We start from the raw sequence: 17,232 nt of genomic DNA on the forward strand, positions 1-17,232 counted from the left end.
GTTGGGGTGCTACTTGAACACCTTGTCCGGTGCGTCGAGGCTGTCGGACCCCTCGAAGGCTATGTTGTTCAGCTTCAGCGCGCCGACGGCGCGTTCGATCGACTTGGTCTGGTCGACCAGCGCGTCGATTGCCGCCTGCACGGTAGCATTGCCTTCGGTGTTGCCCTCGGCGATCTGCTGGTCGTAGGCCTCGCCGGCCACTCCCCGCGCCTTGATCGCCTCCATCTTGGCGACCGAGACATCGAGCTTGTCGGACAGTTCCTTGTCGATCGCCGGATCGGCCGCCTTGACCATATCGTGCACCGACGGGCCTGAAACGACGGTGCCGTCGATGCGCGTGTAGCTGGCGAGATAGGCGGCGCGGATGCCGATAGCGTCATAGAGATGCGAGTTGTAGGTATTATCCGAGAAGCAGTCGTGCTCCTCTTCGGGATCGTGCAGCAGCAGGCCGAGTTTCATGCGCTCCCCGGCCAGTTCGCCGTAGGACAGCGAGCCCATGCCGGTGAAGATCACCGAGATAGCGGTGTTCGGCTGGCCATCGACGAGGTTCTTGCGGGCGGCGCCGTCTTCCTTCCAGTTGCCGACCATCTCCTGCAGGTCGGAGACCAGAAGATCGCTGGCCGACTTCAGATACTCGGCCCGGCGATCGCAATTGCCGCCGGTGCAGTTCTTGAGGTCGTAGTCGGTGTACGGACGCTCGCCGGCGCCCGGGCCGGTGCCGTGCAAATCCTGGCCCCAGAGCAGGAATTCGATGGCGTGATAACCGGTGGCGACATTGGCCTCGATGCCGCCGGCCTCCTGCAGCGTGCCGGAGAGGAATTCCGGCGTCAGCCTGGAGGCGTCGACCTTCTTGCCGTTGATGTCGATTTCCTTGTTGGCGATGACATTGGCGGTGTAGAGCGCGTTGGCGTCGGACTCGGTGCCGTAGCTCTTGGCGACGTAGTCGATCAGCCCTTCGTCCAGCGGCCAGGAGTTCACCTTGCCTTCCCAGTCGTCGACGATCTTGTTGCCGAAGCGGTAGACCTCGGTCTGCTGGTAGGGCACGCGCGACGCCTTCCAGGCATCGCGGGCGGCATTCAGCGTGTCCGCCGACGGGTTGGCAAGCAGCGCGTCGACAGCCTTGTCGAGCGCCTGCGCCGTGGTCAGCGAATCCTCGTACTTGGCCAGCGCGATGTCGGAATAGGTCTTGATGACCGCCTTGGCATCGATCTCCGCCGCCTTGGCCGGCAGAATGAAAACCGCCGCCGTCAACATTGCCGTGGCACCGATCGCAGCCAGCCTGCCGCCATATCGCGCTGTCATCATCATTCTCCAGTTCAAAGGGGATTCGGTAAAAGGCGCACGTGCCAAACGGTGCCGGGACATAGGCATGCCGTAGGACACCACAGATGCCGCGCCATTGCGCGGCTCACGGAAGAAAGACACCAAATGCCTCCAATCGAACGGGTTCAAGGCCCAAACATCAAAGGGGTGCGCTGACGCGCGAGCCTCCATAAAACGATGGCGAGGCCGGAAGTCAACTGGTCAACCCTAGAAAATTCAATTGAAACAACAGTTTAGAATTATTCTAAACTGGGACTGTCAACTTTCAATCGTATAGCCAGCAGCCAAGGTGAGAGACGCCGCGATTGACAAGCGACCGTTCCGGGTGCGACCCGGACCGGGGCTCTTGCGACGGCGGCAGACAATCGCCATCTGGCGGAACGGCTCACAATCAAAACATGATGTCGTCCGAAAACCGCTTCACACTTTTCGGCATCATGCTCCAGATTTGAAACAGGAATTCGGGTTGCGATGAAGAACGGGGTCGTCATTGTCGGTGCGGGTCATGCGGGCGTGCAAGCGGCCGCCAGCCTGCGCGAGGAAGGCTATGACGGGCCTGTCATACTGATCGGCGACGAAACCGATCTGCCCTATCACAAGCCACCGCTGTCGAAGACCTTCATCAAGGACGCCGATGCCAAGCCGCAACCCTTGCGCGGCGAGGCCTTTTACACCGGCAGCGCCATCGACTTCAGGCCGGGCGTCCGAATCGACAGCATCGATACGGCAGGCCGCAAGCTGGACATAGCAGGCGGCGGCGTGCTGCCGTTCGACCGGCTCATCCTGGCCACCGGTTCGCGGCCGCGGCTCCTGCCGCTGCCGGGCGCCGACCTCTCGGGCGTGCTGTCGCTGCGCTCGATCGCCGATGCGCGGCTGATCCGCCAGCTCAGCGCCCAAAGCGAAGACGTGGTCATCCTCGGCGGCGGCTTCATCGGGCTGGAGATCGCGGCTACGCTGAGGGCCGCCGGCCGCAACGTCACCCTGGTCGAGGCTGTCGACCGGCTGCTTGGCCGCGCCGTGGCGCCGGTGGTGGCGAGCCATGTCCGCCAACGGCTGGAGGCGATCGGCGTGCGTATCCTCATCGGCACCACCATTGCCAGGCTGGAAGGGGAAAACGGCCATGTCTGCGCTGCCATCACCTCCACCGGCGAAAGGCTGCCCGCGCGCATGGTCATCGTCGGCATCGGCGCCGTGCCGAATGTCGAACTTGCTCAGGCTGCCGGACTGACTGTCGCCAATGGCATCCGCGTCGACCAACAGATGCGCACCTCAGTGCCTGATATTCTGGCCATCGGCGACGCCGCTTCCTACCGCCACTGGTCGACCGGCGGCGACGTGCGGCTGGAATCGGTGCAGAACGCCACCGACCAGGCGCGGCTTGCCGCACGCACGATCACCGGCCATACGGACGCCTATGCGGCGGTGCCGTGGTTCTGGTCTGACATCGGCGACATGAAACTGCAGATGGTCGGGCTGACCTCGGGCGGCGACAGCCATGTCGTGCTGGGCGACCTCGCTGAGAACAAGTTCTCGATCTACCACTATGCTGGAAGCCGGCTGCTCGGCATCGAATCCGTCAACAGGCCGGGCGACCATATGCTGGGCCGCAAGATGCTCGGGGCCGGGTTTTCGCCGATGGCGCAGACTGTTGCGGAAGGGCCTGATGGGCTGAAGGCGGCGCTGGCCGCGTTCCAGCAGGATGAGCCGGCACGGGCTGCGGGCTAGACGCACTTACCCTCCCCCTTGTGGGGAGGGTCGCTGCGAAGCGGGGTTGGGGTCGGCGCGAGGCCCCCCACCCGGACCTGCGGTCCGACCTCCCCACAAGGGGGAGGTAGGGTTTGCGCTAGGCAGCGCAGACTTCGCGGATCGAGCTTTCCAGAATGTCCAGCGCCTCGTTCATGACATTGTCCTGGATGGTGATCGGGGCGAGGAAACGGATGACGTTGCCGTAGACGCCGCAGGTCAGCAGGATCAGTCCCTTGTCGAGCGCCTTCAGCCGGATCGCATTGGCGATCTCGGCCGACGGCAGGCCCTTCTTGACGTCGTTGAACTCGACCGCGTTCATGAAGCCGAGACCCCTGATGTCGACAATCTCGGGCACATCGTCGCGGATCGACTGCAGCCGCTGTTTCAGCCGGGCGCCCAGCGTATTGGCGCGGTCGCACAGCTTTTCTTCCTCGATTACGTCGAGCACGGCGTGTGCTGCGGCGACACCGATCGGGCTGCCGCCATAGGTGCCGCCGAGCCCGCCAGGACCGGGCGCATCCATGATCTCGGCGCGGCCGGTGACCGCCGCCAGCGGGAAGCCGCCGGCCAGGCTTTTCGCCATGGTGGTAATGTCGGCCGCGACCTCATGATGATCCATGGCGAACATCTTGCCGGTGCGGGCAAAGCCGGTCTGCACCTCATCGGCGATCAGCAGCATGCCGTGCTGGTCGCAGAGCTTGCGCAGCGCCGTCAGGAATTCGCGCGGCGCGTCGTAGAAGCCGCCCTCGCCCTGGACCGGCTCGATGATGATGGCGGCAACGCGAGCCGGATCGACATCGGCCTTGAACAGTTTGTCGAGTGCGGCCAGCGAATCGGCTGTAGACACGCCGTGCAGCGGCACCGGAAACGGCGCGTGGTAGACGTCGCCCGGCATGGCGCCGAAGCCGACCTTGTAGGGCACGACCTTGCCGGTCAGCGCCATGCCCATGAAGGTGCGGCCGTGGAAGCCGCCGGCAAAGGCGATGACGGCTTGGCGGCCAGTGGCGTTGCGGGCGATCTTGATGGCGTTCTCGACGGCTTCAGCGCCCGTGGTGACGAAGATGGTCTTCTTCTCGAACTTGCCGGGCAGCATGCCGTTCAGCCGTTCGGCCAGCCGCACATAGCTCTCATAGGGCACGACCTGGTGGCAGGTATGGGTGAAGCGGTCGAGCTGTGCCTTGACCGCCTCGATCACCCTGGGATGGCGGTGGCCGGTGTTGACGACGGCGATGCCCGAGGAGAAATCGATGTATCGGCGGCCTTCTACATCCCAGATCTCCGAATTCTCGGCGCGGTCGGCATAGATCTGCGTTGTCATGCCGACGCCGCGCGAGATCGACTGGTTCTTGCGCTCGGAAATGGCTGCGTTCTTCATTTCGTCCCTCATTGGGCCGACGCCCGTTCTCGTTAGATGAATGCCAAGGCCTCTTCTGACCTTATTTCACGTTTTCCTCAAGTTGGCACCGCCGCCGGGCGATTGGGCCTGTCGTCGATGCGGGCCACTTCGACAGACCGGTCTTAACCAGCCGACCGATACACGTACGGGGCAGTCCGTGACAGCTCACCCGTCACCGGGAACGGCGAAGCGATCCCGCTCGCGGCAGCGGCGACTTCCGCTACGACCTCGAACAGCCGACGGTGTGGTGGCGCAACCGCATCCCGACGATCACCGTTCGCGCGGGCCTCGTTGGCGACGTGCTGCCGGCCACCGTCGTCAACGAATTGATGAAGCCGTCGGTCGACGCCTTCATCGCCAAACTGCCGCCCGCTATTCCGTTGCAACCGCCGGCTCGGTCGAAGAAAGCGCAAAAAGCCAGGGACAGATCGCAGCGGTGGTGCCGCTGATGCTGTTCGTGATGGCGACCATCCTGATGATCCAGTTGCAAAGTTTTCAGCGCCTGTTCCTGGTGGTGGCGGTGGCGCCGCTCGGCCTGATCGGCGTGGTCGCGGCCCTGGTGCCGAGCGGCGCACCGCTCGGCTTCGTCGCCATTCTGGGCGTCCTGGCGCTGATCGGCATCCTGATCCGCAACTCGGTGATCCTGATCGTGCAGATCAAGGATCTGGTGGCCGAGGGCCAAGACCGCTGGGAAGCCGTATCGAAGCGACCGAGCACCGCATGCGGCCGATCGCGCTGACGGCCGCGGCCGCCAGCCTGGCGCTGATCCCGATCGCGCGCGAAGTGTTCTGGGGCCCGATGGCCTACGCCATGATGGCGGCATCATCGCCGGCACGGCGATCACGCTGCTATTCCTGCCGGCGCTTTATGTGACGTGGTTCAGGATCAAGGAGCCTAAGCAGGGGGACGAACCATCTGTTCCGGAGAACGGCGAACTGGCGCAAAGCTCGACTTAGCCCTGCTGCATCACTCGTTGTCGTTGGAGGGTACAGGGAGTGATTTAGCGCGCTGCCAGGGGGACAATTTTGAATCGCGCCAAGCATGCCAGCCTTTTGGCAAATCGGCCAATTCCAGGATGCTCTCATCCCGCTGAACCACATTCTGGAGGCTGACGAGCATTATCTCGGGTTCATCTCGATTTTTCTTGTCGCTGCTTTGAAATTGCCAACTGCCACCCTCATCGTTGTGGTTATCGTCGTCATCAGCTTCGTGCACAACGTATGCGATCCAGTCACCACGTTTAAATATGCTTGTGTCCGACAACACCGCGACGTTGGGTGGGTCTTCGAACTTCCATTCCGCCATAGGAAACCCCAGATTCAAGCGGTCCGCACAAACCCCTCGCTCGCCCTCAACAGATTGCGCGTATAATCCTTCTCCACCCGATGCCCGATCAGCTGGCCCGCGGTGAGATTTTCCACCGCTTCGCCATTCTGCATCACCATCAGGCGCTCGCACATATGGGTGATGATGGCGAGGTCGTGGCTGACCATCAGGAAGGTCAGCTTGCGCCGCCGGCGAATTTCTTCGAGCAGGTTGAGCACTTCGGCCTGCACCGAAGCGTCGAGCGCCGATGTCGGTTCGTCGAGCAGCAGTATCGACGGTTCGAGGATGAGCGCCCGCGCGATCGCCACGCGCTGACGCTGACCTCCGGAGAGCTGGTGCGCGTAGCGGAAACGGAAACCGTTGCCTAATCCGACCTCGTCAAGGGCGCGCTGGATGCGTTGCTCGCCATCGGCAAAGCCGTGAATGGCGAGCGGTTCCTGTAGCAGGCGGTCTACGGTCTGGCGCGGGTGCAGCGAACCATACGGGTCCTGGAAGACCATCTGCACTTCGCGATAAAAAGCCTTGTCGCGGCGCGCTCCCAGCGTCTTGCCGTTGACCGTGATAGTGCCGGATTTGGCCGGCACCAGGCCGGCAATGGCTTTGAGCAGCGTCGACTTGCCGGAACCGCTCTCGCCGACCAGGCCGAAGGATTCGCCGGACTTCACCTCGAGGTTCGCCCCTTTCAGCGCGCGAAAACGGTCGAACACCACCTCCAGCCCTTCAATCGAAATGGCTGGCGTCATGCCGCCCACTCCGGCTTGCGGTCGAGCACCGGCAGCGGGTGGCGTTCGTAACCGATCCTGGGCATGCAGTTGAGCAGGCCGCGCGTGTAGGGATGCTGGGCGTCGCGCAGCTCCGACGCCTTGAGCTGCTCGACCACCTTGCCGGCATACATGACGATGACGCGGTCGCAGAAGGAGGCGACCAGCCGCAGATCGTGCGAGATGAAGATCAGGCCCATGCCGCGCTCACTGACCAAGCGGTCGAGGATGCCGAGCACATCGAGCTGCACGGTGACGTCGAGCGCCGAGGTCGGCTCGTCGGCGATCATCAGTTCCGGTCCGGCGATCAGCATCATTGCGATCATGGCGCGCTGGCCCATCCCGCCGGACACCTCGTGCGGATGCAGGTCGAAGACACGCGAGGGATCGCGGATCTGCACAGCTTCCAGCATGGCCAGCGCCCGCTCGCGCGCTTCGGCCTTGGAGACCTTTTCATGCGTGCGCAGCGTCTCGACGATCTGGCGGCCGATGCTCATCACGGGGTCGAGCGAATATTTCGGATCCTGCAGGATCATGGCGATGCGTTTGCCGCGCAGCGCCCGGCGCTGACGGGCCGGTATGGCCAGAAGGTCGATGCCGTCGAGGGCGAGCTTCTTGGCCGACACTAGCGCCTGCGGCGGCGTCAGGCCCATGATGGCGCGGCCGGTCTGCGACTTGCCGGAGCCGCTTTCGCCGACAATGCCCAGCCGCTCTCGGCCAAGCGAAAAAGTGACGCCGCGCACCGCCTGGATGAGGCCGGTCCGAGTCGGGAAGGTGACGCGCAGGTCGTCGACATCGAGAAGTGCACCGCTCATTGGTCACCACTCATTGATCGCCACTCCGGGGATCGAGCGCATCGCGCAGGCCGTCGCCAAGCAGGTTGAAGCCGAGGCTGACGATGAGGATGGCGAAGCCCGGCGCGCCGGCCACCCACCATTGGTCGAGCACGAAGCGGCGGCCGGACGCGATCATCGTGCCCCATTCCGGCAGCGGCGGCTGGGCGCCCAGGCCGAGGAAGCCGAGGCCGGCGGCGGTGAGGATGATGCCGGCCATATCGAGCGTCACCCGGATGATGAGCGAAGAGATGCAGAGCGGCATGATGTGGCGCAGCACGATGCGGAACGGAGAGGCGCCCATCAATTGCACCGCCTTGATGTAATCCGAATTGCGCACGGTCATCGTCTCGGCCCGCGCAATTCGGGCGTAAGGCGGCCACGAGGTGATGGCGATGGCCAGCACCGCGTTTTCGATGCCGGGGCCAAGGGCCGCGACAAAGGCCAGTGCCAGGATCAGCTTGGGGAAGGCGAGGAAGATGTCGGTAATGCGCATCAGAATGGCATCGGTCCAGCCGCCGGCATAGCCGGCGACGGTGCCGACCAAAAGGCCGATGGGGGCTGCGATGACAGCGACAAGAATGACGACATAGAGGGTCCAGCGCGAGCCAAAAAGAATGCGCGAATAGATATCGCGGCCGAGATCGTCGGTGCCGAACCAATGCGCCGCACTCGGCGCCAAAAGCCGGGCATTCTTGAGTTCGCCGATAGTCGGCGAATAGGGCGCCAGCACATCGGCAAAGGCGGCGACCAGCAGCAGCGCGATGATGATGAGCAGGCCGAGAAACGCCAGCCGGTTGGCGGAAAAGCGCCGCCAAGCGACGTAGGCGCGGCCGAGCCGTGCCTGCATGCGCGAGGCCGGCCGATCACTGAGCAGCCAATCGCGGCGCGTTTGGATTGCTTCGGCGCTCATCCTGTCTTCGTCCTCGGATCGAGCACCTTGTAGAGAACGTCGGACAGGAGATTGATGCCGATGAACACCGAACCGATGACGATGGTGCCGCCGAGCACGGCGTTCATGTCGGCGTTCTGCAGCGAATTGGTGATGTAGAGGCCGATGCCGGGCCAGGAGAACACCGTCTCGGTCAGCACCGAACCTTCGAGCAGCCCGGCATAGGACAGCGCGATCACCGTGACCATCGGCACCGCGGCGTTGCGCAGCGCATGGCCCCAGATGATTCGCGTTTCAGACAGGCCCTTGGCGCGCGCGGCGACGATGTATTCCTGCGACAGCTCATTCAGCATGAAGGAGCGCGTCATTCGGCTGATATAGGCGAGCGAGAAATAGCCCAGCAGCCCTGCCGGCAGGATGATGTGGCGGTAAGCGTCGTAGAAGACATCCCACTGGCCCTGCAGCGCGGCGTCGAGCAGGTAGAAGCCGGTGATCGGTGTGAATGTGTACTCGTAGACGATGTCGAGGCGGCCGGGAAAAGCCACCCATTGGAGCTTGGCGTAGAACAGGACAAGCCCCAAAAGCCCGATCCAGAAGATAGGCACGGAATAGCCAATCAGGCCGACAATGCGAACGATCTGGTCGATGAGACTGCCGCGTTTTACCGCTGCCAGCACGCCGAGCGGCACGCCGATCAACGAGCCTATCAGAGTGCCCAAAGTCGCCAGTTCGATCGTTGCCGGAAAGGCACGGCGTATGTCGGTCATCACAGGATTGGTGGTCAGCACAGAGGTGCCGAAATCACCGTTAAGCGCATGCTTGAGATAGATATAGAATTGCTCGATCAACGGAAGATCGAGCCCCATCTCGCGGCGGGTGCGCTCGACGACATTGGCCGGTGCGCGGTCGCCGAGCACCGCCAGCACCGGATCGATCGGGATGACGCGGCCGATGAAAAAGGTCACCGCGAGCAGGCCGAGATAGGTGGTGACGGCGATGACCAGGAAGCGGCCGATCGCCAACAAGATAGCGACGGCGCGGGCGCTTCCCTGCCCCGCCGTCGCCTGGTTTTCAATCGCGCTCATCAGGGCGCGTCCGCCGGCGCTATTCCTTGGAGACCGGGCCGACGAAGTTGGTGTCGAAGCTCGGACCGAGCGCAAAGCCTTTCAGGTTTTTGCGCAGGCCTGCCACTTCCAATTGCTGGTGGATGATTACGAAGGGGCTGGTGTCGAGGATCGTCTTTTCAAGGCTCTTGTACATATCGGCGCGCTTGCCGGCATCCTTCTCCAGCAAGGCTGCTTCGGTCTGCTTTGTCAGGTCCGGGATGTCCCAGGCATTGCGCCAGGCCAGCGTCTTGGTCTTGCCTTCATCCGAATTGTCCGGGTTTGAGGCAAAGGTCTGGGCGTTGGAGTTCGGATCGAAATAGTCCTGGCCCCACTGGCCGATATAGATGTCATGATTGCGGGCGCGGTATTTGGTCAGCGTCTGCTTGCCGTCGCCCGGGATAATTTCCAGCTTGATGCCGGCTTGGCCAAGCGTCTGCTGGATCGATTCCGCCATGCCCGTTGTCGGCTGTCCCGTGCGTACGTCCATGGTTACGCTGAAGCCGTCGGCCAGGCCGGCCTTGGTCAGCAGTTCCTTGGCCTTGGCGACGTCGAACTTGAACGGATTTTCGTCCAGTTCGCCCAGCACGCCCTTGGGCAGGAAGGTCTGGTGAATCTCGCCAATGCCCTTGAGGATGGTCGTGCTCAGCGCATCGTAGTCGACCAGATATTTGAACGCCTGGCGAACCTCGGGCTTGGCGAGGTTCGGATTCTTCTGGTTGAGACTGATGTAAAAGACCGTGCCCTTCGGCGCGCTGGTCGTGGTGAGATCGGCATTCTTGGCGATGGCGTCGAGATCGTTCGGCTCGAGGTTGCGGGCAACGTCGATGTCGCCTGCTTCGAGCGCCAGGCGCTGTGCCGAGCTTTCCTTCATGTTGCGGTAGATGACGCGGGCGAGCTTGGCCTTCTCGCCATTGTAATTGTCGTTGCGCTCCAGCACGACGACCTCATTGGCCCGCCATTCGCGCAGCTTGTAGGCGCCGGAGCCGGCATAACCGGTCTTCAGGAAGGCGTTGCCGAAATCGTTGTCCCATTTGTAGTCGGCACTCGGCGTCACCGCGGCGACATGTTCCTTGACCAGCTTTGCGTCGACGACCGAAGCGACCGTTGCCGACAGGCAGTTTAACACGAAGCTCGGCGCATAGGCCTTGTCGACGGTGAACTGGAAGGTGGTATCGTCGACGGCCTTGGCCTTGTCGGCAACATTGTCGCCGCTGATGCCGAACTGGTTGATGATGAATGCCGGCGGCTTATCCAGCTTGATGGCGCGCTCGAAGGAATAGGCGACATCGGCGGCCGTCAGTGGATTGCCCGAAGCGAACTTTAGGCCGGGCTTGAGCTTGAACGTATAGACCAGGCCGTCGTCGGAGACGGTCCAGCTCTCGGCAAGGTCGCCCTTGACCTTGGAGGTGTCGCTGAGGTCGAGGCGGACCAGCAGATCATAGGTGTTGCCGGTGACTTCGGCGGTCGACAGTTCGAACGCCTCGCCCGGATCCATGGAGATGATGTCGTCGATGGCAAAACCTTCGACCAGCGTGTCGGCGGGGGTCACGGCAAAGGCCGGCGCGACGCCAATGAGCAGAGCGGACATGGCAGCACCTGCGAGCCAGACGCGCGAACGTAGAGCAAACTTTTCCATCATCATGATGATTGTTCCCTGTTTTGTTGATTGTTGACCCCGAGTTCCCGGCTCAGGGCTGCAGTAATCTTTTTCGCGGCCGGAGGACGACCGTTAGACCCCATACCGTGTTGATTTTTTTCCAGTTGGTCAACACCCTATCCGGCAGCCCTCCAACCGGCAACGGGCATTTTTGCGAGCCGGCATACTGGACCGGAATATGCTGTGCGCGTCGAAGCATGGGCGAGCCAATTGCAGCCGCCGATGGGGAAAAATCTGCTCTTTTCGGTGTTACTTGATGGCAGCAACCAGATCGGCGTCGGGGAAGCAGGTGGCGGGGCGGCCGTTCTTTTCCTGCCAGCTGCCGATCGAGCGGCGGGTCTTGAAGCCGGGCAGGCCGTCGGCGCTGCCGACATCGTAGCCCTTGGCCTCCAGCGCCCGTTGCAGCGCGGCGATGTCGGAACGATGCAGGCCGCCGACCGCACCCCAGCTGCCGACGAAATCAGCATCGCCATGGGCGATGCGGTCAGCGCCATGGCCGATGAACAGGGCGTAGAGGTCGCTGGTGTTGTATTGCTTCAGCACGTAGAAATTTGTCGTGGCGATGAAGGCCGGACCGCTGCGTCCGGCCGGCATCAAAAGGAACCCTTCCGCCTTCAGTTCGTTGGCCGGAAAGGCTTTGCCGCCGACGCGGCTGATTCCCATCGCCGCCCAGGCTGAGATCTTCTTGCCCTGGTCGGGACCTTCGAGCGAGCAGGAAACGCTTTCCGGAACCGTCACCTCGAAACCCCAGCCACGCCCCTTCACCCAGCCATAGTGGACGAGATAGTTGGCGATCGAGGCCAGCACGTCCGGCGTCGAATTCCAGATGTCCGGGTGCCCATCACCGTCGTAGTCGACGGCGTGCTTCAGGAACGAGGTCGGCATGAATTGCGGCTGGCCGAGCGCGCCGGCCCAGGACGATTTCATGGCGCCGACCGGCGCCAACCCATGCTCGACGATCTCGAGCGCCGCCAGTACCTCGGTGCGGAAGAAGTCCTTCCTGGTCGACATGAACGCCTTGGTGCCGAGAACCTCGAAGGCGTCGTAGGGCATTTTCGCCGCGCCGAAGCCGGTCTCGCGGCCCCAGATCGCCAACAGTATCTCGCCCGGGACACCGTAGCGCTTTTCGATCGCAGCCAGCGTCCTGGCGTTGGCCGCCTCGCGCGTGCGCCCACCTGACGTGACGGCGCGCACCGTCTTTTCGGCGAAATAGGCGCCGGGCGAACCGAACTCGGCCTGATGCTGTTTTTGCGGGGTTTTGGGTTTCTCGCCGGGCAGGACGAGGTCGGGCAATTTGAGGTTCGGCTTCACGCCATCGAAAGCGGCGTCGAAGGTGGATTTGGAGATGCCTTTGGTCTGGGCTTCCGGCCAGAGATCGGTTTGCAGCCAGGCGCGGAACTGGTCGTCGATTTTGGCGGCGGAGGCGGGGGCTACAAAAAGCAGGGCAACAAGGGATGCGAGAAGCGCAACGAGCGCCAATCGGAAAGGTCCGCTTTCTGTCGCGCCCCCCTCTGTCCTGCCGGACATCTCCCCCACAAGGGGAGAGATTGGCTGTCGCTTCGGTTTTCGCCAACCACCAGCGTTGAAAGAAGAATGCCGCCCGAGAAGCTGCTGATCTCCCCCCTTGAGGGGGAGATGTCCGGGAGGACAGAGGGGGGTGTTTGGCGCAAACCTCGAAGAATGCGAAGCTTTCATGTCGCACATCCTGCCCGCCAATTGCGTCAAAACGCCGTCCGCGAGCGCAAGGCCGCCGCCAGCGTACCCTCATCCAGATAATCAAGCTCGCCGCCAACCGGCACGCCATGGGCAAGTCGTGTCACCTTGACCTCGAAGCCCGACAACTGGTCGGTGAGATAGTGCGCCGTCGTCTGGCCCTCGACCGTGGCGTTGACGGCGAGGATCACCTCCTTCACCTCGCCGCCGGCGACGCGGTCGACCAGCGAGCGGACATTGAGCTGGTCGGGGCCGATGCCGTCGAGCGGCGACAGCGTGCCGCCGAGCACGTGGTAGCGCACATTCATGGCCGCCGCCCGCTCCAGCGCCCAGAGGTCGGAGACATCCTCGACGACGATCAGCGTCGAGGCATCGCGGCGCGGATCGGTGCAGATCATGCAAGGGTCGGAGGTATCGACATTGCCGCAGATCGTGCAGATGCGCACCTTGTCGGCGGCTTCAGCCATGGCGGCGGCGAGCGGCGACAAAAGCTGCTCCTTCTTCTTGATGAGGTGCAGTGCCGCACGCCTGGCCGAACGCGGCCCTAGCCCCGGCACCTTGGCCAGGAGCTGGATCAGGCGTTCGATCTCGGGACCGGCGATTCGCTTCGACATCGCACTGATCTAGGATTTTTCCGCGCGCTTTGAAACATGCCGCATACGCACCGAGCCCGCCATGCTGCCATGGCGGGCTTGGAAACTGTTTTAGGCGTCAGTAAGCTGACGCTGGCCGGGTCTGGTCGATAATCATCGCGCCGATAGCATCGGTATTCTCAGGCGTCGACTGGAAGCCCATCGACGCTTCCTGCGTTGCCGATGGAACCGAGGTGATGTAGCGGGCGTTCAGCGTGCCGCCGAAACGCGAGGCATCGGGCTCGGCCATCGGCTCCTGCATCGCCACCTCCGTCTGCTTGGCGGCGATGCGGGCGCTCTTGGCGGGCGCCGCGGAAGCCGTCACATAGGTCTGCTCGGCCGGGGCACGTGTCGCCTTGGCTGCGCGAACCGCCGCGGCCTGCTTGGCCGGATCTGGACGGACAATGGTCTTCACCACCGGCTCGGCGTAGGCAACCTGCAACGGCGCTTCAGGCACAGGCGCGCGCGGCTGCGCCGAGGCAACCATGGTCGTGGATTCATCCGGCAGCGGCTGCCAGTTGCGACCGCGCTTCTCGTAGAAGGCGTTGCCGCCGGCAACCATGGTGTAATGCATGTTCTTGTAGGGGAACCTCAGGCCGGCGGTGTGGAAGTACATCGTGTTCTTCAGCTTGGCCTTGCGCTCGCCCTTGAGCACCGCATCGGCGGCCTCCTCGACATCGGGCATCGCTTTCGAATTCATCGCCCGCGTCATCACGCCGGGCGCGAACTGGCCCGGTTCGCCAACCACTTGGCAAATGGTGCTGCCATGATTGCCGGAGCGCAGCCGGTTCATCACCACCGTGCCGACGGCGATCATGCCGTCACGGCTCGAGCGGTTGGACTCGAAGAACATCGCCCGCTCCAGGCATTCCTTCTCCTTCGGCGTGTTGCGGTAGGCGCGCGTCGAAAGGAAGCTGGGCGTGATGGCGTCGGTCAGGCTGGCGACCGACAGGCCGTGCGAAGACGTGGTCTGGCTACAACCCGCCAGGAACATAGGGGAGAAGATGATGCCGAGCAGAAGCGGCGTCTTCCATCGCGTCGCGATCAACAAAAATGCCTCATTGTCCAGATGCCAGCCCGCCCCGAGATGTGGCAAGAATGAGACTCTTAAAGGCAAAAAGATGGCTAAAGGATTAGCTTTCGTGCAGCATAGGTAAAACTTTATAAATGCCCGGATATGTCCGCGTGAGCAAAGCCGGAGAAAGTCTTAACAACAGCCTCCGCAGCCGATTTCTCTTCATAATCAATTAACTGGTTGGAGCCGGCTCAGAACGGCAATTTCATTCCGGGCGGGATCGGCAAGCCTGCCGTCAGCGCCTTGGTCTTCTCCTGCATAATCTGCTCGACCTTATTTTTGGCGTCATTGTGAGCGGCCAGCAGCAGGTCTTCGAGAATCTCGACCTCGTCCTCCTTGAACAGCGACGGATCGATCTTCAGCGACTTCATTTCGAACTTGCCGGTCAGCGTGACATTGACCAGCCCGCCGCCCGCCTGCCCGCTTGCTTCAATCGTCGCGATCTCGTCCTGCATGGCCTGGAACTTGGCCTGCATTTCCTTCGCCTTGCCCATCAGGCCGAGAAGATCTTTCATGGTCGGGTCCTTTGCGGATTCGTGGCTATGGTCAGGTTTCGTCGTCGTCGGACGGCGGCTCGACCGGCGCTTCGGCCTTGTCGGTGTCGACTTCCGGCGCGTCGGGAATGCGCACGTCGATGATCTTGGCGCCGGGAAAGCGCGCGAGGATGGCGGCCACCGCCGGATCGCTTTTCGCGTCGGAGAAAGCGGTCTCGCGCCTGGTCGATTCCATCTCGGCCAACGTCTGGCCGCCCTCTTCCTTCGACAATGACACCAGCCAGTTGCGGCCGGTCCAGGCCCGCAGCTTCGTCGTCAAGTCGTTGAGCAGCATCTTGGGCGCATCGGCGGTCAGGCCGACGTCAATACGGCCGGGCTCGATGCGCACCAGGCGAATACAGCTCTTGACCAGCACCTTGAAGGCGATGTCACGCTGCGCGTCGGCAAGAGCGACAATATCGGCCAGCGATTTCAGCGGCGGCGATTGCGGCTCGACGACCGGCTGCGGAGGCGCGACAAAGGCGACCGGGGGCGCGTCGACCAATCGCATGGTTTGCGCACCGGCTGGCCCGGACGGCATCCGGGTCTGCGCTACCGCGCTGGCGCCGCCGCCATTGCCGGCATTTACCGGCGCACCATTCGGGCGTGACGCACCACCGGACGCCGGAGCGCCGCTCTCCAGAGATTTCAGCGCCTCGTCCAGCGTCGGCAGGTCGGCGGCATGCGCCAGCCGGATCAGCACCATCTCGCCGGCGCTGACCGGTCGGTTGGACGACTGCACCTCGGGAATGCCTTTCAAGAGCATCTGCCAGGTTCGCGACAGAACCTTGACCGACAGCGTGCTGGCGAAGTCGGCGCCGCGGCGGCGCTCATCCTCGGACAGGGAAGCGTCGTCGGCAGCCGTCGGCACGAAGCGCAGCCGGGTGACGAGGTGGTTGAATTCGGCCAGATCGGTCAGCACGGCAGCCGGATCGGCGCCGGTGTCGTACTGGTTGCGGAATTCGGCAAGGGCGGCCGCCACATCGCCCTTCATGACATGTTCGAACAGGTCGACGATGCGGGCGCGGTCGGCGAGACCCAGCATGTCGCGCACCGCTTCGGCGCTGACGGCGCCGCCGCCATGGGCGATTGCCTGGTCGAGAATGGAGAGCGAATCGCGGGCCGAGCCTTCGGCGGCGCGCGCGATCATCGCCAGCGCGTCGTCGTCTACCGATATGCCTTCCTTGCCGGCAATGGAGGCGAGATGCGCGACCAGTGCGCCAGCATCGATGCGTCTCAGGTCGAAACGCTGGCAGCGCGACAGCACGGTGATCGGCACCTTGCGGATTTCGGTGGTGGCAAAGATGAATTTGACGTGCGGGGGCGGCTCTTCCAGCGTCTTCAACAGGCCGTTGAAGGCCTGGGTGGAGAGCATGTGCACTTCGTCGATGATGTAGACTTTGTAGCGCGCCGACACCGGGGCATAGCGCACGCGCTCGATAATGTCCCTGATGTCGTCGATGCCGGTATGCGACGCGGCGTCCATCTCGATGACGTCGACATGGCGGCCTTCCATGATCGCCTGGCAGTGCTCGCCCAGGAGGGCGAGGTCGACCGAGGGATGGTCGACCGTCGGCGTCTTGTAGTTGAGCGCGCGCGCCAGGATGCGCGCCGTCGTGGTCTTACCGACGCCGCGCACGCCGGTCAGCATCCAGGCCTGGGCGATGCGGCCTGTGGAGAAAGCGTTGGTCAAAGTGCGGACCATCGGCTCTTGGCCGATCAGTTCGGAGAAATTCGACGGACGATATTTGCGCGCCAGCACGCGATAGGCGACGGCCTTTTGCTTCTCCAGGTTTTCGGGGTCCGAATTTCCGGCTTCGCTCATTCGCCCGTAAAGCTCCAAAAGGCCGCGTCTCAGCGTAGCCGATTCCTGCTAGATCGTTTCACCGTTTTCTGAAACGGCAAACCGCTCTACCCTTTGCTTTAACGCAATTCCGGACGGGAAACCGCTCACACTTTCCCTGGAATTGCTCCAATAGTCTCGCCCGCGCTGCAATGCGTCGTCAATGTCGCGAGAGGGGCCGATGAGGTGGGAGGCTGGAACAATGACCCGTTCCGGGCTCGTTAGGGCTGCTTCCTTCCGGACCTGACCCGGTTGGCGAGTGGATCGTCCACCACCAACCTCCCGCGTTCCATATCGGCAATTCAGCGATCAAATGCAAGGGTGCATTGAGAATCGGATGCCCGTGAACTCCGCCGCTCAATGAATCGCTTGCAGCCCCCGTGCAGCCGCTCTAGC

At 63.0% G+C, this 17,232-nt stretch carries 14 protein-coding genes, 1 other RNA gene and 1 pseudogene; 2 read left to right on the plus strand and 14 right to left on the minus strand.

Annotated elements, in window-relative coordinates:
• Nucleotides 1-9: 9 nt before the first annotated feature.
• The gene (locus NL532_RS31790; RefSeq protein WP_023755167.1) at nucleotides 10-1,302 is read right to left on the minus strand and encodes an imelysin family protein; all 1,293 of its coding nucleotides are present in this window, start codon (nucleotides 1,300-1,302) and stop codon (nucleotides 10-12) included.
• 492 nt (nucleotides 1,303-1,794) lie between these two features.
• Between NL532_RS31790 and NL532_RS31795 the strand changes: the two genes are divergently transcribed.
• Nucleotides 1,795-3,048, plus strand: a complete 1,254-nt coding sequence (locus NL532_RS31795) for an NAD(P)/FAD-dependent oxidoreductase (protein ID WP_286487864.1) — start codon at nucleotides 1,795-1,797, stop codon at nucleotides 3,046-3,048.
• 118 nt (nucleotides 3,049-3,166) lie between these two features.
• Here the strand turns inward: NL532_RS31795 and NL532_RS31800 are convergent, their stop codons facing one another.
• Nucleotides 3,167-4,444: a 4-aminobutyrate--2-oxoglutarate transaminase gene (locus tag NL532_RS31800; protein ID WP_023755169.1), complete on the minus strand. Its 1,278-nt coding sequence runs from the start codon at nucleotides 4,442-4,444 to the stop codon at nucleotides 3,167-3,169.
• 210 nt (nucleotides 4,445-4,654) lie between these two features.
• Between NL532_RS31800 and NL532_RS31805 the strand changes: the two are divergent.
• A pseudogene (locus NL532_RS31805) lies at nucleotides 4,655-5,421 on the plus strand (efflux RND transporter permease subunit); the annotation flags it as partial.
• Nucleotides 5,422-5,431: 10 nt separating this feature from the next.
• Here NL532_RS31805 and NL532_RS31810 read toward each other — a convergent pair.
• The 12 genes from NL532_RS31810 to ffs all read right to left on the minus strand — a co-directional run bounded on the left by NL532_RS31810 (nucleotide 5,432) and on the right by ffs (nucleotide 17,119).
• Nucleotides 5,432-5,770 carry a DUF2185 domain-containing protein gene (locus NL532_RS31810; RefSeq protein WP_023828453.1) on the minus strand — a complete coding sequence of 113 codons (339 nt, stop codon included), beginning with the start codon at nucleotides 5,768-5,770 and terminating at the stop codon, nucleotides 5,432-5,434.
• A 14-nt stretch (nucleotides 5,771-5,784) separates the two neighbouring features.
• On the minus strand, nucleotides 5,785-6,534 hold the full coding sequence (locus tag NL532_RS31815) for an ABC transporter ATP-binding protein (protein ID WP_023688757.1): 750 nt from the start codon (nucleotides 6,532-6,534) through the stop codon (nucleotides 5,785-5,787).
• The gene (locus NL532_RS31820) at nucleotides 6,531-7,367 is read right to left on the minus strand and encodes an ABC transporter ATP-binding protein (protein ID WP_023682023.1); all 837 of its coding nucleotides are present in this window, start codon (nucleotides 7,365-7,367) and stop codon (nucleotides 6,531-6,533) included. The genes NL532_RS31815 and NL532_RS31820 overlap by 4 nt, the downstream gene beginning before the upstream one ends.
• A 10-nt stretch (nucleotides 7,368-7,377) precedes the next feature.
• On the minus strand, nucleotides 7,378-8,298 hold the full coding sequence (gene nikC / locus NL532_RS31825; RefSeq protein WP_023738173.1) for a nickel transporter permease: 921 nt from the start codon (nucleotides 8,296-8,298) through the stop codon (nucleotides 7,378-7,380).
• Nucleotides 8,295-9,362, minus strand: a complete 1,068-nt coding sequence (locus tag NL532_RS31830; protein ID WP_023669524.1) for an ABC transporter permease — start codon at nucleotides 9,360-9,362, stop codon at nucleotides 8,295-8,297. The genes nikC and NL532_RS31830 overlap by 4 nt, the downstream gene beginning before the upstream one ends.
• 19 nt (nucleotides 9,363-9,381) lie before the next feature.
• A complete protein-coding gene (locus NL532_RS31835; RefSeq protein ID WP_023682026.1) occupies nucleotides 9,382-11,025 on the minus strand; it encodes an ABC transporter substrate-binding protein in 1,644 nt (547 codons plus the stop codon).
• Nucleotides 11,026-11,289: 264 nt separating this feature from the next.
• Nucleotides 11,290-12,567: a lytic murein transglycosylase gene (locus tag NL532_RS31840; RefSeq protein WP_023828454.1), complete on the minus strand. Its 1,278-nt coding sequence runs from the start codon at nucleotides 12,565-12,567 to the stop codon at nucleotides 11,290-11,292.
• Nucleotides 12,568-12,761: 194 nt separating this feature from the next.
• Entirely contained in the window at nucleotides 12,762-13,367 is a 606-nt protein-coding gene (gene recR / locus NL532_RS31845) for a recombination mediator RecR (RefSeq protein ID WP_023828455.1), read from the minus strand.
• 97 nt (nucleotides 13,368-13,464) lie between these two features.
• On the minus strand, nucleotides 13,465-14,433 hold the full coding sequence (locus NL532_RS31850; protein ID WP_023692601.1) for a cell wall hydrolase: 969 nt from the start codon (nucleotides 14,431-14,433) through the stop codon (nucleotides 13,465-13,467).
• Nucleotides 14,434-14,651: 218 nt separating this feature from the next.
• Nucleotides 14,652-14,975, minus strand: coding sequence for a YbaB/EbfC family nucleoid-associated protein (locus tag NL532_RS31855; RefSeq protein WP_023669519.1), 324 nt, complete (start codon nucleotides 14,973-14,975; stop codon nucleotides 14,652-14,654).
• A gap of 31 nt (nucleotides 14,976-15,006) precedes the next feature.
• Nucleotides 15,007-16,818, minus strand: coding sequence for a DNA polymerase III subunit gamma/tau (locus tag NL532_RS31860; RefSeq protein WP_023828456.1), 1,812 nt, complete (start codon nucleotides 16,816-16,818; stop codon nucleotides 15,007-15,009).
• A gap of 204 nt (nucleotides 16,819-17,022) precedes the next feature.
• An RNA gene (gene ffs / locus NL532_RS31865) (signal recognition particle sRNA small type) lies at nucleotides 17,023-17,119 on the minus strand.
• Nucleotides 17,120-17,232 lie beyond the last annotated feature (113 nt).

Origin of the sequence: Mesorhizobium sp. C120A, assembly GCF_030323105.1 — a bacterium.
Lineage (GTDB): Bacteria > Pseudomonadota > Alphaproteobacteria > Rhizobiales > Rhizobiaceae > Mesorhizobium.

What these genes read in the sequence shown, in the direction of transcription:
- NL532_RS31795 (WP_286487864.1), top strand. Translation starts at nt 1,795, where the DNA reads ATGAAGAACGGGGTCGTCATTGTCGGTGCGGGTCATGCGGGCGTGCAA.
- NL532_RS31860 (WP_023828456.1), bottom strand. Translation starts at nt 16,818, where the DNA reads ATGAGCGAAGCCGGAAATTCGGACCCCGAAAACCTGGAGAAGCAAAAG.
- NL532_RS31810 (WP_023828453.1), bottom strand. Translation starts at nt 5,770, where the DNA reads ATGGCGGAATGGAAGTTCGAAGACCCACCCAACGTCGCGGTGTTGTCG.
- NL532_RS31800 (WP_023755169.1), bottom strand. Translation starts at nt 4,444, where the DNA reads ATGAAGAACGCAGCCATTTCCGAGCGCAAGAACCAGTCGATCTCGCGC.
- NL532_RS31835 (WP_023682026.1), bottom strand. Translation starts at nt 11,025, where the DNA reads ATGATGATGGAAAAGTTTGCTCTACGTTCGCGCGTCTGGCTCGCAGGT.
- NL532_RS31820 (WP_023682023.1), bottom strand. Translation starts at nt 7,367, where the DNA reads ATGAGCGGTGCACTTCTCGATGTCGACGACCTGCGCGTCACCTTCCCG.
- NL532_RS31830 (WP_023669524.1), bottom strand. Translation starts at nt 9,362, where the DNA reads ATGAGCGCGATTGAAAACCAGGCGACGGCGGGGCAGGGAAGCGCCCGC.
- NL532_RS31815 (WP_023688757.1), bottom strand. Translation starts at nt 6,534, where the DNA reads ATGACGCCAGCCATTTCGATTGAAGGGCTGGAGGTGGTGTTCGACCGT.
- NL532_RS31790 (WP_023755167.1), bottom strand. Translation starts at nt 1,302, where the DNA reads ATGACAGCGCGATATGGCGGCAGGCTGGCTGCGATCGGTGCCACGGCA.
- NL532_RS31840 (WP_023828454.1), bottom strand. Translation starts at nt 12,567, where the DNA reads ATGTCCGGCAGGACAGAGGGGGGCGCGACAGAAAGCGGACCTTTCCGA.
- nikC (WP_023738173.1), bottom strand. Translation starts at nt 8,298, where the DNA reads ATGAGCGCCGAAGCAATCCAAACGCGCCGCGATTGGCTGCTCAGTGAT.
- recR (WP_023828455.1), bottom strand. Translation starts at nt 13,367, where the DNA reads ATGTCGAAGCGAATCGCCGGTCCCGAGATCGAACGCCTGATCCAGCTC.
- NL532_RS31855 (WP_023669519.1), bottom strand. Translation starts at nt 14,975, where the DNA reads ATGAAAGATCTTCTCGGCCTGATGGGCAAGGCGAAGGAAATGCAGGCC.